The organism is Leclercia adecarboxylata, from assembly GCF_006874705.1.
GTDB classification, from domain to species: domain Bacteria; phylum Pseudomonadota; class Gammaproteobacteria; order Enterobacterales; family Enterobacteriaceae; genus Enterobacter; species Enterobacter adecarboxylatus_C.
In genome coordinates this window covers 427,633-443,796 of sequence record NZ_CP035382.1, presented here as the reverse complement: position 1 = coordinate 443,796, position 16,164 = coordinate 427,633, and the positions used below count along the sequence as shown (strand labels likewise).

The 16,164-nt window shown below is 58.5% G+C and carries 15 protein-coding genes; 13 read left to right on the top strand and 2 right to left on the bottom strand.

What is annotated here, in order from left to right:
* The first annotated feature begins 7 nt into the window (after positions 1-7).
* The gene (locus tag ES815_RS03115) at positions 8-289 is read left to right on the top strand and encodes a YfcL family protein (RefSeq protein WP_142486580.1); all 282 of its coding nucleotides are present in this window, start codon (positions 8-10) and stop codon (positions 287-289) included.
* A 91-nt stretch (positions 290-380) separates the two neighbouring features.
* On the opposite strand, the gene mnmC is transcribed toward ES815_RS03115, so the two are convergent.
* Entirely contained in the window at positions 381-2,384 is a 2,004-nt protein-coding gene (gene mnmC / locus ES815_RS03110; RefSeq protein WP_185902376.1) for a bifunctional tRNA (5-methylaminomethyl-2-thiouridine)(34)-methyltransferase MnmD/FAD-dependent 5-carboxymethylaminomethyl-2-thiouridine(34) oxidoreductase MnmC, read from the bottom strand.
* Positions 2,385-2,542: 158 nt separating this feature from the next.
* On the opposite strand from mnmC, the gene fabB reads away from it, so the two are divergent.
* Together fabB and ES815_RS03100 are read left to right on the top strand one after the other, a co-directional pair.
* A complete protein-coding gene (gene fabB / locus ES815_RS03105) occupies positions 2,543-3,760 on the top strand; it encodes a beta-ketoacyl-ACP synthase I (protein ID WP_142486578.1) in 1,218 nt (405 codons plus the stop codon).
* Positions 3,761-3,826: 66 nt separating this feature from the next.
* The gene (locus ES815_RS03100) at positions 3,827-5,005 is read left to right on the top strand and encodes an MFS transporter (protein ID WP_142486577.1); all 1,179 of its coding nucleotides are present in this window, start codon (positions 3,827-3,829) and stop codon (positions 5,003-5,005) included.
* A gap of 90 nt (positions 5,006-5,095) precedes the next feature.
* Here ES815_RS03100 and flk read toward each other — a convergent pair whose 3' ends face one another.
* Entirely contained in the window at positions 5,096-6,100 is a 1,005-nt protein-coding gene (flk, locus tag ES815_RS03090; RefSeq protein WP_142486576.1) for a flagella biosynthesis regulator Flk, read from the bottom strand.
* Between the two features lie 113 nt (positions 6,101-6,213).
* On the opposite strand from flk, the gene pdxB reads away from it, so the two are divergent.
* The 10 genes from pdxB (at position 6,214) to ES815_RS03040 (ending at position 15,925) form a co-directional block, all read left to right on the top strand.
* Positions 6,214-7,350 carry a 4-phosphoerythronate dehydrogenase PdxB gene (gene pdxB / locus ES815_RS03085; RefSeq protein WP_142486575.1) on the top strand — a complete coding sequence of 379 codons (1,137 nt, stop codon included), beginning with the start codon at positions 6,214-6,216 and terminating at the stop codon, positions 7,348-7,350.
* Between the two features lie 67 nt (positions 7,351-7,417).
* Positions 7,418-8,431 (top strand): aspartate-semialdehyde dehydrogenase, encoded by a 1,014-nt coding sequence (locus ES815_RS03080; RefSeq protein ID WP_142486574.1) that lies wholly within the window; start codon positions 7,418-7,420, stop codon positions 8,429-8,431.
* Positions 8,431-9,243, top strand: coding sequence for a tRNA pseudouridine(38-40) synthase TruA (gene truA, locus ES815_RS03075; protein ID WP_142486573.1), 813 nt, complete (start codon positions 8,431-8,433; stop codon positions 9,241-9,243). Before ES815_RS03080 ends, truA begins: the two co-directional genes overlap by 1 nt.
* A gap of 27 nt (positions 9,244-9,270) precedes the next feature.
* Positions 9,271-9,930: a DedA family protein gene (locus tag ES815_RS03070; RefSeq protein ID WP_059307463.1), complete on the top strand. Its 660-nt coding sequence runs from the start codon at positions 9,271-9,273 to the stop codon at positions 9,928-9,930.
* A 142-nt stretch (positions 9,931-10,072) separates the two neighbouring features.
* Positions 10,073-10,978 (top strand): acetyl-CoA carboxylase, carboxyltransferase subunit beta, encoded by a 906-nt coding sequence (gene accD / locus ES815_RS03065; RefSeq protein WP_103825166.1) that lies wholly within the window; start codon positions 10,073-10,075, stop codon positions 10,976-10,978.
* Positions 10,979-11,046: 68 nt separating this feature from the next.
* Complete coding sequence (gene folC / locus ES815_RS03060) at positions 11,047-12,315, top strand: bifunctional tetrahydrofolate synthase/dihydrofolate synthase (RefSeq protein ID WP_142486572.1); 1,269 nt, start codon at positions 11,047-11,049, stop codon at positions 12,313-12,315.
* The gene (gene dedD, locus ES815_RS03055; protein ID WP_142486571.1) at positions 12,305-13,006 is read left to right on the top strand and encodes a cell division protein DedD; all 702 of its coding nucleotides are present in this window, start codon (positions 12,305-12,307) and stop codon (positions 13,004-13,006) included. Before folC ends, dedD begins: the two co-directional genes overlap by 11 nt.
* 220 nt (positions 13,007-13,226) lie before the next feature.
* Positions 13,227-13,715, top strand: a complete 489-nt coding sequence (gene cvpA / locus ES815_RS03050) for a colicin V production protein (RefSeq protein ID WP_032612840.1) — start codon at positions 13,227-13,229, stop codon at positions 13,713-13,715.
* A 33-nt stretch (positions 13,716-13,748) separates the two neighbouring features.
* Positions 13,749-15,266: an amidophosphoribosyltransferase gene (gene purF / locus ES815_RS03045; protein ID WP_142486570.1), complete on the top strand. Its 1,518-nt coding sequence runs from the start codon at positions 13,749-13,751 to the stop codon at positions 15,264-15,266.
* 89 nt (positions 15,267-15,355) lie between these two features.
* On the top strand, positions 15,356-15,925 hold the full coding sequence (locus ES815_RS03040; RefSeq protein ID WP_142486569.1) for a UbiX family flavin prenyltransferase: 570 nt from the start codon (positions 15,356-15,358) through the stop codon (positions 15,923-15,925).
* Positions 15,926-16,164 lie beyond the last annotated feature (239 nt).

Sequence of the window (16,164 nt, the reverse complement as noted above, 5' to 3'; positions counted from 1 at the left end):
AAAGAAGATGATCGCAGAGTTTGAATCACGCATTCTGGCGTTAATTGATGACATGGTAGAACACGCCAGTGACGATGAGCTGTTCGCCAGCGGTTATCTGCGTGGACACCTGACGCTGGCCGTTGCCGAGCTGGAAGCCGGTGATGACCATTCACCACAGGCGGTGCACGCTGAAGTGTCCCGCAGCCTGGAAAAAGCCATTCTGGCGGGCGAGCTCTCTCCGCGCGACCAGTCGCTGGTGCTGGGGATGTGGGAAACCTTGTTTCAGAAAGCCAGCCTGACGTCATAAGTTAGCGCCTGTAGGCCGGGCAAGCGCATGCGCCGCCCGGCGTGAAAACGGCTCCTCTGCCAGACGCCCGGTGGCGCTACGCATACCGGGCCTACGCTTTCACCATCTTCCCTTTCAACAACTTCCTCACCCATAACCGGTTCGGATTCAGCGCCGCCAGCGTATGCGCATCCAGCGGGATCGGCTCGTGGCTCATCTGCGCGGCGAGTATTTCCGCCGTCAGCGGTGCCGTACAGAGCCCGCGTGAACCCAGTCCGCCCAGCATAAACAGATTGCGGAATTCCGGGGCATTCACTGCCTGGTCCTTGTTGTGGGCTAAATCCTGATACGCCGCCAGGGTGGCGTCATAGTCCGGCACCGCCCCGGTCATCGGCAGGTGATCGCGGGTGGCGCAGCGAATACCGTTGCGCGCCTCTCCGGCGCTGACGTCTACCTCTTGTGCCCATGTCGCCTGGGGTAAACAGTCGATCAACCGCTGGCGGTTATGCTGCTGATCCTCGTCGCTGTACTGCGGCTCCGTCTGTCCACGGTGATAGCTCGCACCGATACAGTGGTGGCCGTTGGTCGGATTTTGCGGCGTCAGATACCCGTCGTAGCAGAGTACCTGGCGCAGCTGGCTCAGCTGCGGGGCGGCCGGGATATGGCTCACCTGACCACCCACCGGATAAACCGGCAGCTGTGCGGTCTGGCTGAACTGGCTGATGCCATGTCCGTTGGCCAGCACCACGCTGCCGTGTTGCACGTGCTCGCCCCCGGCGAAGTGCAGCGTCCAGCGCGCGTCGGTCTGCTCAAGCGACGTCACTTTGCGACCGTACTGCACCTGCAGGCCGAGCGTTTGCGCCTCGGCAATCACCGCCGCGGTAAGCTGCGCCGGACACAGCCAGCCGCCGAGCGGGTACTGGATCCCGCCGCAGCCGGTCGGCACCCCGATACTCTCTTCCACCTGTTGGGCGTTGACCGCAACGGCGATCTGCTCGGGCAGGCCCAGGGCAAGCATCTGGTTGATTTTCTGCTGACTCTTCTCGTCCCAGCCAAGCTGGGTGACGCCGCACCAGGTATGATCAAACGCGACCGGCAGGGCATCGTACAGACGACGGGCAAAGGTAAATGCCGTCGGGAAAAACTGGCTGAGCGCCGCATCGTGCGCGCTCAGCAGGGGATAGAGCGCGCCCTGGCGATTGCCGGAGGCACCCGTCGCCGGGGCCAGGTCGGCGCAGTAGAGCGTCACCTGCCAGCCGCGGCGCAACAGCGCCAGCGACAGCAGGGCGCTGGCGATCCCGCCGCCCACCACGGCGGTTTCCCGTCCGTCGCTGGCCGTACGGGCAAACCACGGCCAGCGGGCAGGGGAGGGGCGATCCTGCTCCATCACCCCGACGAGCATTTCGCGCTTGCGGCCAAAGCCTTTGGTTTTTTGCATGGTGAAGCCAGCTTCCTGCAGGCCACGACGGACAAATCCGGCGCAGGTGAAGGTGGCAAGCGTAGCCCCGGGGCGGGCCAGGCGGGCCATTGCGGCAAACAGCTCCGGGCTCCACATATCCGGGTTTTTGGCCGGAGCGAAGCCGTCAAGGAACCAGGCGTCGACCTGCTGATTGAGGGAGTCATCCAGCTTGTCAGTCAGCTCGTTGATATCACCCAGCCAGATATCGAGGGTGACGCGCCCGCCATCCAGCAGCAGACGATGGCAGCCCGCGATAGGCAGCGGCCACTGGGCCTGGAGCTGCTCTGCCCAGGGCGCTAATTCCGGCCAGTGCTGATGCGCCAGACGCAGGTCGGCGGCGGCCAGCGGGAATTTCTCAAAACTGATGAAATGTAACCTTTGCAGCGTAGCCTCAGGGTGAGCCGCACGGAAGCGATCGAACGCCTGCCAGAGGGTAAGAAAGTTCAGGCCGGTGCCAAAACCGCTCTCCGCCACCACGAACAGATCGCGGGGATGTACCGGGAAACGGGCGTTCAGCTGATTTCCATCGAGGAAAACATAACGTGTCTCTTCCAGTCCGTTATCATTAGAGAAGTAGACATCATCAAAATCTCGGGAAACAGGTGTACCCTCAGCGTTGAATTCGAGGTTGGCAGGTTGTATGGCGTTTTGTTTCACGTAAGTTACTCGTCTGACAGGCTGTGCCGCGATCTTAACGATGTGCGTCTGTTGGTGCAAATTTCCGCAGAAATTGGCTGATCGGACTTGTTCGGCGTACAAGTGTACGCTATTGTGCGACTCGAAACTTAAAATAGTGCGACTTACAGAGGTATTGAATGAAACGTGCAGTGATTACTGGCTTGGGCATCGTTTCCAGCATCGGTAATAACCAGCAGGAAGTCCTGGCATCTCTGCGTGAAGGACGCTCCGGGATCACCTTCTCTGAAGAGTTTAAAGATTCTGGCATGCGCAGCCACGTCTGGGGTAATGTCAAACTGGACACCACGGGCATGATCGATCGCAAAGTGGTCCGTTTCATGAACGATGCCTCTATCTACGCCTACCTCTCCATGCAGGAAGCCATTGCTGATGCTGGCCTGAGCGAAGACGTTTATCAGAACAACCCACGCGTGGGTCTGATTGCTGGCTCCGGCGGTTCGTCAAAAGCGCAGGTCTTCGGTGCTGACGCTATGCGTAGCCCGCGCGGCCTGAAAGCGGTGGGTCCATACGTGGTGACCAAAGCGATGGGCTCAGCGGTATCCGCCTGCCTCGCCACCCCGTTCAAAATTCACGGCGTAAACTACTCCATCAGCTCCGCATGTGCCACCTCCGCACACTGTATCGGTAACGCGGTAGAGCAGATCCAGCTGGGCAAACAGGACATCGTGTTTGCTGGCGGCGGCGAAGAACTGGGCTGGGAAATGGCCTGTGAGTTCGACGCGATGGGCGCACTGTCCACCAAATATAACGAAACGCCAGAAAAAGCCTCCCGTACTTACGATGCAAGCCGCGACGGCTTCGTTATCGCCGGCGGTGGCGGTATGGTTGTGGTTGAAGAGCTGGAACACGCTCTGGCCCGTGGCGCGCACATCTATGCTGAGATCGTGGGCTACGGCGCAACCTCCGACGGTGCAGACATGGTTGCTCCATCCGGTGAAGGCGCAGTGCGCTGCATGAAGATGGCGATGCACGGCCTGGATACCCCAATCGACTACCTGAACTCCCACGGCACCTCTACTCCGGTAGGCGACGTGAAAGAGCTGGGTGCTATCCGCGAAGTGTTTGGCGACAACAGCCCGGCCATCTCCGCGACCAAAGCCATGACCGGTCACTCTCTGGGTGCGGCTGGCGTACAGGAAGCTATCTACTCCCTGCTGATGCTGGAACACGGCTTCATCGCCCCAAGCATCAACGTGGAAGAGCTGGACGAGCAGGCTGCTGGCCTGAACATCGTTACCGCGACAACCGAGCGCGAGCTGAATACCGTGATGTCCAACAGCTTCGGTTTCGGCGGCACCAACGCCACGCTGGTCATGCGTAAGCTGAAAGCATAAGCGTTTGATGTATAGTAAGAGGGAGCCTGTGGCTCCCTTTTTTTATGCCTGAACATGGAGTTATGCATGACGGCCGTTACATCAGATAAAAACGCCTCCTCCGGAAACGTCTCGCTGTTTCGTATCGCCTTTGCGGTATTCCTGACCTATATGACCGTTGGCCTGCCGCTGCCGGTGATCCCGCTGTTTGTTCACCAGGGGCTGGGCTATGGCAATACCATGGTGGGTATCGCCGTGGGTATTCAGTTCTTAGCCACGGTGTTAACCCGCGGCTACGCCGGACGGCTGGCGGATCAGCATGGTGCCAAACGCTCGGCGCTGCAGGGCATGTTTGCCTGCGGGCTGGCGGGCGGCGCATGGCTACTGGCCGCGCTGCTGCCGGTGGATGCTGCCTGGAAATTCGCGCTGCTGGTGGTGGGACGCTTAATCCTTGGTTTTGGTGAAAGTCAGCTGCTGACCGGCACCCTGACCTGGGGGATGGGGCTGGTAGGGCCCGCACGTTCCGGCAAAGTGATGTCCTGGAACGGGATGGCCATCTATGGGGCGCTGGCCGCTGGCGCACCGCTGGGGCTGTTGATTAACAGCCAGTTTGGCTTTGCGGCACTGGCTGCCACCACCATGGCTCTGCCGCTGCTGGCATGGGCGTTTAACGGCACGGTGCGTAAAGTTCCGGCCCATAAAGGCGAACGACCCTCCCTGTGGAGCGTTGTGGGGCAAATCTGGCAACCGGGTCTGGGCCTTGCCCTGCAGGGTGTCGGCTTTGCGGTGATTGGTACCTTCGTCTCGCTCTACTTTATGAGCCGCGGCTGGGCGATGGCAGGGTTTACGCTTACCGCCTTTGGCGGCGCGTTTGTTCTGATGCGGGTGCTGTTCGGCTGGATGCCGGATCGTTATGGTGGCGTGAAGGTGGCGGTGGCCTCGCTGGTGATTGAAACCCTTGGCCTTGTGCTGCTCTGGCAGGCCCCAAACGCGCCGGTGGCGCTGCTGGGCGCAGCCCTGACCGGCTGCGGCTGTTCACTGATCTTCCCGGCACTCGGTGTCGAGGTCGTTAAACGCGTTGCCCCGCAGGTACGCGGCACGGCGCTGGGCGGTTATGCCGCGTTTCAGGATATCTCATACGGGGTCACCGCGCCGCTGGCAGGCCTGTTAGCGACGTCATTTGGTTATCCATCGGTCTTCCTGGCAGGGGCGGTTTCTGCGGTGGTGGGAATAGTGGTGACGCTGGTGGCGTTTCGTAAATCTTAGCGGTTTGTTGCCGGGTGGCGGCTACGCCTTACCCGGCCTACAGGTTGTCTTTTTGTAGGCCCGGTAAGCGTAGCGCCACCGGGCAAAATATCAGACGACCAACCAGAAAATCGCCAGCGCAATGATTAACGCAATTAACATCAGTCCCGGACGGGCGGAGAGCGTTCTGAAGGTTTCCACCACCGGGGCAAACAGCGGGCTGTAGATCGGCTGGATATTGCGCACTTCAATTACGCCAGCTTCACGCTCGGTGCGGCGGGTAAAGATCGCATTAAGCAGATCCTGAACCTGCGCGGTGGTCAGCACCGTCTGCGGCGTCGCCTGCCAGTTCTGGTGGGCATAATCCTGAATGCTGTCCCACTCCTGCGGCTCCAGCGGCTGTTTCAGCGCTGCCTGCAGGGTGTGCAGGGTTGGCGCGCTCTGGCTGCTCAGGGTCTGGCGTGCCTGCAGCCAGGTGGCAAGATGGGTAAACTGTCTGGCCGGGATCAACTCTCCCGCTTTTACACCGGACAACTCCAGCATCGACTGCCAGATCAGTTTGGTCGGCTCACCCGTAGCGGCGGCCAGCTTGGTCACCATCTGCTTGAGCGTATTGTGTTCAGCAGGCAGCAGCGGGCGCTCAGTGGCCGGACGCTGTTGCGGCTGCGGAATGGCGAGCTGGTTATTTTGCAGCAGCGTCAGCACCGTCTTAAGCTGCTCGGGCGTCAGTTGGCTAAGTGCCGTCTGACCGTACTGCTGACGAATAAAATCGCTGGTCGCCTGACGGTTATTCCCCTGGCTTAACAGCTCCGTCAGCTGCGAGACCATCTGCCGGGTGGTGTGGTTTTGCTGCGCGGTATTCAGGCGCTGGTTCAGGTTTTGCTCTGCAGCAGGGAAGTGACGCGACAGCATGGGCGCATCGCCCTTCAGGCCCAGATCGTGTTTGACCCCAGCCCACACTTCCGCATTCTGCTGCGACGTCAGGGCAATCAGCCGGGTGATCAGGCGTTCCAGTACGGTGCGCTGCTGTGTGGAGAGGGGCTGTTCGCCTGCGACATGAGACGGACGCGGGCCGTCACCCGGAGGTTGCGGCGGCGTACCTGAAATGGGCTGCATCGTCAAAAAATCCTTAAGGTCGTTACTCTGCGTAAACCAGGTTACGTATATGCCTGGCGGCCAGATTATGGCACACTTGACCGGTTAACTTCCTCTCAAACAGGTACTCAGACGTGAAAATCCTCGTTGATGAAAATATGCCTTACGCCCGCGAGCTGTTCAGCCGCCTGGGTGAGGTTAAGGCCGTTCCCGGACGCCCGATCCCGCTCGCTGAGCTGGATGATGCCGACGCGCTGATGGTGCGCTCAGTGACCAAAGTGAATGAGGCGCTGTTGTCTGGTAAAGCGGTGAAGTTTGTCGGTACGGCAACCGCGGGAACCGATCATGTGGATGACGCGTGGCTGAAGCAGGCGGGGATCGGTTTTTCCGCCGCGCCGGGCTGTAACGCCATCGCCGTCGTGGAGTATGTTTTCTCTTCCCTGCTGATGCTGGCCGAGCGTGACGGGTTTAGCCTGGCCGATCGCACTGTCGGTATTGTCGGAGTGGGTAACGTCGGCAGTCGCCTGCAAAAGCGCCTCGAGGCGTTAGGTATCCGCACGCTGCTGTGCGATCCCCCGCGTGCCGATCGTGGCGATGAGGGCGATTTCCGCAGCCTGGACGAGCTGGTGGCGGAATGTGACGTCCTCACCTTCCATACTCCGCTGTTTAAAGACGGGCCGTATAAATCCCTGCATCTGGCCGATGAGGCGCTGATGAGCCGCCTGAAGCCGGGCACTATCCTGATCAACGCCTGTCGTGGCCCGGTGGTGGACAACGCCGCGCTGCTGAAGCGTCTGGACGCTGGTCAGGATCTCAGCGTGGTGCTGGACGTCTGGGAGCCGGAGCCGGATCTCAACGTGGCCCTGCTGAATAAAGTGGATATTGGCACCGCACACATCGCCGGCTACACCCTGGAAGGCAAAGCGCGCGGCACCACCCAGGTGTTTGAGGCTTACAGCGCCTTTATTGGCAAATCGCAGCAGGTGGCGCTGGATACCCTGCTGCCGACGCCGGAATTTGGCCGCATTACCCTGCATGGCCCGCTGGATCAGGCAACGCTGAAAAGGCTGGTGCATTTAGTGTATGATGTGCGCCGCGATGACGCGCTGCTGCGAAAAGTAGCGGGTATGCCGGGTGAGTTCGACAAGCTGCGCAAGCACTATGTGGAGCGCCGCGAATGGTCTTCCCTGTATGTGATGTGTGATGACGCTGCGGCGGCATCACTGTTACATAAGCTGGGTTTCAACGCCACTCATCATCCGGTTCGTTAATGTCTTCTTAATGCTCCCTGGCGGATAACCCGCCGGGGACGCTTTTTTATTTCTGGAGTAAACCACCATGTCTGAAGGCTGGAACATTGCCATACTGGGCGCAACGGGCGCCGTGGGCGAAGCCCTGCTCGAAACCCTTGCCGAGCGTCAGTTCCCGGTGGGGGAGATTTTTGCCCTGGCGCGTAATGAGAGCGCAGGTGAGCATCTGCGTTATGAGGGCAAATCGGTACGCGTTCAGGATGCGGCTGAATTTGACTGGACCCAGGCGCAGCTGGCCTTTTTCGTCGCCGGTGCTGAAGCTTCCGCAACCTATATTGAAGACGCCACCACTGCGGGCTGTCTGGTGATTGACTCCAGCGGCCTGTTCGCTCTTGAGCCGGACGTGCCGCTGGTGGTGCCGGACGTCAACCCGTTCGTGCTGGCCGACTACCGCAACCGTAACGTTATCGCCGTCCCGGACAGCCTGACCAGCCAGCTGCTGACCGCCCTGAAACCGCTGATCGATGATGGCGGCTTATCCCGTATCACCGTCACCAGCCTGCTGTCGGCCTCCGCTCATGGTAAAAAAGCGGTGGATGCGCTGGCCGGGCAGAGCGCGAAGTTGCTGAACGGTATTCCGGTAGACGAAGAGGACTTCTTTGGTCGTCAGCTGGCCTTCAACATGCTGCCACTATTGCCGGATCGCGAAGGCAGCGTTCGTGAAGAGCGCCGTATCGTCGATCAGGTACGCAAGATCCTACAGGATGAAGGGCTGATGATCTCCGCCAACTGCGTGCAGTCGCCGGTGTTTTACGGCCATGCCCAGATGGTGAGCTTCGAAGCGATGCGCCCGCTGGCGGCGGAAGAGGCGCGCGACGCCTTTGCCCGCGGTGAGGACATCGAACTGTCCGAAGAGAGCGAGTTTCCGACCCAGGTGGGCGACGCAACGGGCAACGCCCGCCTCTCCATCGGCTGCGTTCGCAACGATTACGGTATGCCGGAGCAGATCCAGTTCTGGTCGGTGGCCGATAACGTTCGTTTCGGCGGTGCGCTGATGGCGGTGAAAATTGCCGAGAAACTGGTGCAGGAGTATCTGTACTGATGTCAGAAGTGGAACAAAAGCCGGTCCATAAAATTGCTCTCGGGATTGAGTACGATGGCAGTAAATATTATGGCTGGCAGCGTCAGAACGAAGTGCGCAGCGTCCAGGAGAAACTGGAGAAGGCGCTCTCTCAGGTGGCGAATGAGCCCATAAATGTCCTGTGCGCGGGGCGTACCGACGCCGGAGTCCATGGTACGGGGCAGGTGGTTCATTTTGAAACCACCGCGGTGCGTAAAGACGCGGCCTGGACGCTGGGAGTAAATGCGAATTTGCCTGGTGACATCGCAGTGCGTTGGGTCAAAACTGTGCCGGACGATTTTCACGCCCGCTTCAGTGCCACCGCGCGCCGGTACCGTTACATCATCTATAACCAGCGTCTGCGGCCGGCGGTGTTAGGCCAGGGCGTAACGCATTTCTACGAGCCGCTGGATGCCGGGCGCATGCATCGCGCAGCGCAGGCGCTGATTGGCGAAAACGACTTTACCTCGTTTCGTGCGGTGCAGTGCCAATCGCGCACCCCGTGGCGCAACGTGATGCACATTAACGTCAGCCGGTATGGCGCGTATGTGGTGGTGGATATCAAGGCCAACGCCTTTGTACATCATATGGTGCGGAATATTGTTGGCAGCCTGATGGAAGTGGGCGCCGGACACCAGCCGGAGAGCTGGATTGCAGAGTTGCTGGCAGCGAAGGACAGAACCCTGGCAGCAGCAACGGCGAAAGCGGAAGGGCTGTATCTGGTCTCGGTCGATTACCCGGATCGTTTTGACCTTCCGAAACCGCCAATGGGCCCGCTGTTTTTAGCGGACTGATAGCCGTGCAATAAAGGTTTAGACAATATGGATTTTATTCGCTTTCTGATTGATTTCATTCTGCATATTGATGTTCACCTGGCAGAGCTGGTCGCTGATTATGGCGTCTGGGTGTATGCCATTCTGTTCCTGATCCTGTTTTGTGAAACCGGACTGGTGGTGACCCCGTTCTTACCGGGCGATTCGCTGCTGTTCGTGGCGGGGGCGCTGGCCTCCCTGGAAACCAACGACATCAACGTTCACCTGATGGTGGTTCTGATGCTCATCGCCGCGATCCTTGGCGATGCGGTGAACTACACTATAGGGCGGCTGTTTGGCGAGCGGTTATTCAGTAATCCGGACTCGAAGATTTTCCGTCGCAGCTATCTCGATAAAACCCATGCGTTTTATGAGAAACACGGCGGTAAAACCATTATTCTCGCGCGTTTCGTGCCGATCGTCAGAACCTTTGCCCCCTTTGTTGCGGGAATGGGACACATGTCGTACCGTCATTTCGCACTCTATAACGTGACGGGCGCGCTGTTATGGGTGCTCAGCTTTACCTACGCGGGATATTTCTTCGGTACCATTCCTATGATTCAGGAAAATCTCAAGCTACTGATCGTAGGGATTATTGTGGTCTCCATCCTGCCGGGCGTGATCGAAATTATTCGTCACCGGCGCGCGGCGGCAAAACAAGCAAAATAAAAGCACGACTGCGGTTCGACCACTTTTTTATCCAAAGTTTCGGGCTGTTATGTTTTAATGTGCAACATTCATGGTCTGTCGGGGGCAAAAATGGCATTATGCGCCCCTTGCAGCAAACCTGGTTCAGGCAGAAAGGTTATCAATGAGCTGGATTGAACGAATTAAAAGTAATATCACCCCAACCCGCAAAGCGAGTATTCCTGAAGGGGTATGGACCAAATGTGACAGCTGTGGCCAGGTCCTGTACCGCGCCGAGCTGGAGCGTAATCTGGAAGTTTGTCCGAAGTGCGATCACCACATGCGTATGTCGGCGCGTAACCGCCTGCATAGCCTGCTGGATGAAGGTTCTCTGGTTGAACTGGGCAGCGAGCTTGAGCCGAAAGATGTGCTGAAGTTCCGCGACTCCAAGAAATACAAAGACCGTCTGGCCTCTGCGCAGAAAGAGACCGGCGAGAAAGACGCCCTGGTGGTGATGAAAGGCACCCTGCACGAGATGCCGGTTGTCGCAGCGGCATTTGAGTTCTCCTTTATGGGCGGCTCAATGGGTTCCGTGGTTGGTGCGCGCTTTGTGCGTGCGGTTGAGCAGGCGCTGGAAGACAACTGTCCGCTGATCTGCTTCTCTGCCTCCGGCGGTGCCCGTATGCAGGAAGCGCTGATGTCGCTGATGCAGATGGCAAAAACCTCCGCAGCGCTGGCGAAAATGCAGGAGCGCGGTCTGCCGTACATCTCCGTACTGACCGACCCAACCATGGGCGGCGTATCGGCGAGCTTCGCGATGCTGGGCGATCTGAACATCGCTGAACCGAAAGCGCTGATCGGCTTTGCCGGCCCGCGCGTTATCGAACAAACGGTACGTGAGAAACTGCCGCCGGGCTTCCAGCGCAGTGAGTTCCTTATTGAGAAAGGCGCTATCGACATGATCGTTCGCCGTCCGGAGATGCGCCTGAAGCTGGCAAGCATCCTGGCGAAGCTGATGAACCTGCCGTCGCCGAGCCCGGATGAACCGCGCGAAGGCGTGGTAGTACCGGATCAGGAACCCGAGGCCTGATAACTGAAAAGGGCAGGGCCAATGGCGCTGCCCTTTTGCTTTCTAACCGTAACTGAAAAGCGCGCAACATGGAAAATATCACTCTTCCCCAAGCCACGTCGCCTCTGGCCGCGTGGCTTTCTTATCTGGAAAGCCTGCACAGTAAAGCCATCGACATGGGGCTTGAGCGCGTCAGCCAGGTCGCGGCGCGCCTTGACGTTCTGAAACCGGCCCCCTTTGTCTTCACCGTGGCGGGTACTAACGGCAAAGGCACCACTTGCCGCACGCTGGAGTCCATGCTGATGGCGGCGGGCTACAAGGTGGGTGTCTACAGCTCGCCGCATCTGGTGCGCTACACCGAGCGCGTGCGGGTGCAGAACGCAGAGTTAGCCGAATCAGCACATACTGCCTCGTTCGCAGAGATCGAAGCCGCGCGCGGCGACATTTCGCTGACCTATTTCGAATATGGCACCCTGTCGGCGCTGTGGTTGTTCAGGCAGGCGCAGCTGGACGTGGTGATCCTTGAAGTCGGCTTAGGCGGGCGTCTGGACGCCACCAACATTGTGGATCCGGATGTCGCCGTGGTGACCAGCATCGCGCTGGATCATACCGACTGGCTGGGGCCCGATCGCGAAAGCATCGGCCGTGAAAAAGCCGGTATTTTCCGCGCGGGTAAACCGGCGATTGTCGGTGAGCCGGAGATGCCGCACACCATCGCTGACGTGGCGCAGGAGAAAGGGGCGCTGTTGCAGCGTCGCGATGTCGACTGGCGCTACAGCGTGACACAGAGCGGCTGGCGCTTTGAAGATGCCAAAGGCGCGCTGGACAACCTGCCGCTGCCGCAGGTGCCGCAGCCGAACGCGGCGACGGCACTGGCCGCCCTGCGCGCCAGTGGTCTGGCCGTAGACGAGCAGGCCATTCGTGACGGCATTCAGCAGGCGATCCTCGCCGGGCGTTTCCAGATTGTCAGCGAATCACCGCGTCTGATTCTGGATGTGGCGCATAACCCTCATGCCGCGGCTTACCTCGCCGGACGTCTCAAATCATTGCCAAAAACCGGGCGCGTGCTGGCGGTAATCGGTATGCTTCATGATAAAGATATCGGCGGCACGCTGGCCTGCATGGAGACTGTGGTCGATAGCTGGTATTGTGCACCTCTGGAAGGCCCGCGCGGGGCAACGGCTGAACAGCTGATGGAACACCTCGGCCAGGGCCAGACCTTTGCCAGCGTGGAGCAGGCATGGCGCGAGGCGATGGCGGACGCCAGACCAGAAGATACCGTGCTGGTGTGTGGATCCTTCCACACGGTGGCACATGTCATGGACGTAATGGATGCGGGGAGAACCGGTGGCAAGTAAGTTTCAGAACCGTTTAGCAGGCACCATTGTGCTGGTGGCGCTGGGGGTGATTATTCTCCCCGGGCTGCTTGATGGACAGAAAAAACATTATCAGGATGAGTTTGCGGCGATCCCGCTGGTGCCTAAACCCGGCGACCGGGATGAGCCGGACATGCTGCCGGCTGCGACCCAGGCATTACCTGCTCAACCGCCTGAAGGGGCGGCTGAAGAAGTGCGGGCTGGCGATGCCGCGGCGCCATCTTTAGATCCGTCGCGTCTGGCGGCCGGAAATAACAACGAGCTGGATCCAGCCCCGGTCGAGCAGTATGCGCCGAAACCGGTGCAAAAACCGAAACCGGTTGAGAAACCGCAGCCGAAACCGCAGCGCGACAACACCAGCCAGCAGCTGGCGGCGGCTACGGAAACCCCGCCGGCTAAACCGGCTGCAGAAGAGAAGCCGGCCCCGACCGGTAAAGCCTACGTTGTGCAGCTTGGTGCGTTGAAAAATGCCGATAAGGTCAACGAAGTGGTGGCCAAACTCCGTGGCGCGGGGTATCGCGTTTACACTTCGCCTTCGACGCCGGTACAGGGTAAAATCACCCGTATTCTCGTGGGCCCGGATGCATCAAAAGATAAGCTGAAGGGGTCGCTTGGGGAGCTGAATCAACTCTCCGGCCTGAGCGGCGTGGTGATGAACTACAGCGTGAATTAATGTACGTATTATTCTCCTCCTACCGACGTTTTTCCTGAAAGGAGAGGGCCGGGGGAGGGCGAGGCAGGCGTCCGAAGAGACGTAACGGCCTGGGGCGTTGATTATTTTTTCAGCGCCTTTTTTATTTACGCGCGGGAAGGAAATCCCTACGCAAACGTTTTCTTTTTCTGTTAGAATTCGCCCCGAACTGGATGACAGGGCGTTTAATCGTGGGACGTATATGGTCTGGATTGATTACGCCATCATTGCGGTGATAGGTTTTTCCTGTCTGGTTAGCCTGATCCGTGGCTTTGTTCGTGAAGCGTTATCGCTGGTAACCTGGGGCTGTGCCTTCTTTGTTGCCAGTCATTACTACACTTACCTGTCTGTCTGGTTCACGGGCTTTGAAGATGAACTGGTTCGAAACGGAATCGCCATCGCGGTGCTGTTTATCGCGACGCTGATTGTCGGCGCCATTGTTAACTACGTGATAGGCCAGCTGGTTGAGAAAACCGGTTTGTCGGGAACGGACAGGGTGCTTGGGATCTGCTTCGGTGCATTGCGCGGGGTGTTGATTGTCGCCGCGATACTGTTCTTCCTTGATACCTTTACCGGGTTCTCAAAAAGTGAAGACTGGCAGAAATCGCAGCTGATCCCGCAGTTCAGCTTCATCATCAGATGGTTCTTTGACTATCTGCAAAGCTCGTCGAGTTTTTTGCCCAGGGCATAAACCCTGAGATGTGGCTTAACGAGGAAATGACGAATGTGCGGTATTGTCGGTATCGCCGGTTTCATGCCGGTAAACCAGTCTATTTATGACGCATTATCGGTGCTTCAGCACCGTGGGCAGGATGCTGCGGGTATCATCACCATTGATGCACACAACTGCTTCCGTTTACGTAAGGCTAACGGCCTGGTAAACGATGTGTTTGAAGCCCGCCATATGCAGCGTCTGCAGGGTAACATGGGTATTGGTCACGTTCGTTACCCTACCGCAGGCAGTTCCAGCGCCTCTGAAGCGCAGCCTTTCTACGTTAACTCCCCGTATGGCATCACGCTTGCCCACAACGGCAACCTGACCAACGCCCACGAGTTACGTAAAAAGCTGTTTGAAGAGAAGCGTCGCCACATTAACACCACTTCTGACTCTGAAATTCTGCTTAACATCTTTGCCAGCGAACTGGATAACTTCCGTCACTATCCGCTGGAAGCTGACAACATTTTTGCTGCCGTGGCGGCCACTAACCGTCTGATTCGTGGGGCCTATGCCTGCGTCGCGATGATTATCGGCCACGGTATGGTCGCGTTCCGCGATCCGAACGGGATTCGCCCGCTGGTGCTGGGTAAACGCGATATTGGCGATGGCCGCACCGAATATATGGTGGCCTCCGAAAGCGTGGCCCTGGACACCCTGGGCTTTGAGTTCCTGCGTGACGTTGCTCCGGGCGAAGCGGTTTACATCACCGAAAAAGGCCAGCTGTTTACCCGTCAGTGTGCGGAAAACCCGGTCAGCAACCCGTGCCTGTTCGAGTACGTCTACTTTGCCCGTCCGGACTCCTTCATCGACAAGATCTCCGTCTACAGCGCCCGTGTGAATATGGGCACCAAGCTCGGCGAGAAGATTGCCCGCGAGTGGGAAGATCTGGATATCGATGTGGTCATCCCGATCCCGGAAACCTCCTGCGATATCGCGCTGGAGATGGCGCGCATCCTGGGTAAACCCTATCGCCAGGGCTTCGTGAAGAACCGCTATGTTGGCCGCACCTTTATCATGCCAGGCCAGCAGCTGCGCCGTAAATCGGTGCGCCGCAAGCTGAACGCCAACCGCGCTGAGTTCCGCGATAAGAACGTGCTGCTGGTGGATGACTCCATCGTGCGTGGCACCACCTCTGAGCAGATTATCGAGATGGCCCGTGAAGCGGGTGCGAAGAAGGTTTATCTGGCCTCTGCGGCACCGGAAATTCGCTTCCCGAACGTCTACGGTATCGACATGCCGACCGCCAACGAGCTGATCGCTCACGGTCGTGAAGTGGATGAGATCCGCCAGATCATCGGCGCCGATGGCCTGATTTTCCAGGATCTGAACGATCTGATCGACGCGGTGCGCGCAGAGAACCCGGATATCCAGCAGTTCGAGTGCTCGGTGTTCAACGGTATCTACGTCACCAAAGATGTGGACCAGAAGTATCTGGACTACCTCGACTCTCTGCGTAACGACGATGCGAAAGCCGTGCAAATGGCGAACGATCTCGAAAGCTTAGAGATGCACAACGAAGGTTAATCCTTATCACAGGCGAGGGCGTCTGCCCTCGCTTGCAACTCCCGCCAAAATCCTGCACAGTCTGCCCTGTTACAGCAAGGGCGATAATCATGAAACGATTGATAGTAGGGATCTCAGGGGCCAGCGGCGCGATTTACGGTGTCCGTTTGCTGCAGGTATTACGCGACGTCGCTGACGTTGAAACCCATCTGGTGATGAGCCAGGCCGCGCGTCAGACTCTCTCTCTCGAAACTGATTACTCCCTGCGCGACGTTCAGGCCCTGGCCGACGTGGTGCATGATGCCCGCGATATCGCCGCCAGCATCTCCTCCGGGTCGTTTAAGACTTCGGGTATGGTGATCCTGCCCTGTTCCATTAAAACCCTCTCCGGCATTGTTAACAGCTATACCGATACCCTGGTGACCCGCGCCGCCGACGTGGTGTTAAAAGAGCGCCGCCCGCTGGTGCTCTGCGTGCGCGAAACTCCGCTTCATCTGGGTCACCTGCGGCTGATGACTCAGGCTGCTGAGCTGGGCGCGGTGATCATGCCGCCGGTCCCGGCGTTTTACCACCGTCCGCAAAGCCTGGACGACGTCATCAATCAAACCGTAAACCGGGTTATTGACCAGTTCGACATTGAACTGCCGGACGATCTCTTCGCCCGCTGGCAGGGCGTCTGACGGGAAAGGTGTCCTGCCCTGGAGCAGGTCAGCGCAACGTGCCCTGTTTCAGGGCAATTCTGCAACCGCGATCATATCCTCAACATTTAATTCCTTTTTTCCATTCTTCCCACTGCGGTTCGTTTGGCAGACCTGCTATCTTTCACCATTAAGGCAATCTTGCAACCTTTCGTTAACATATTTAACGCCGTAATTTTGCGCCACACGCAATCTGGCACAAGACCTGCAAGGGATCGCCT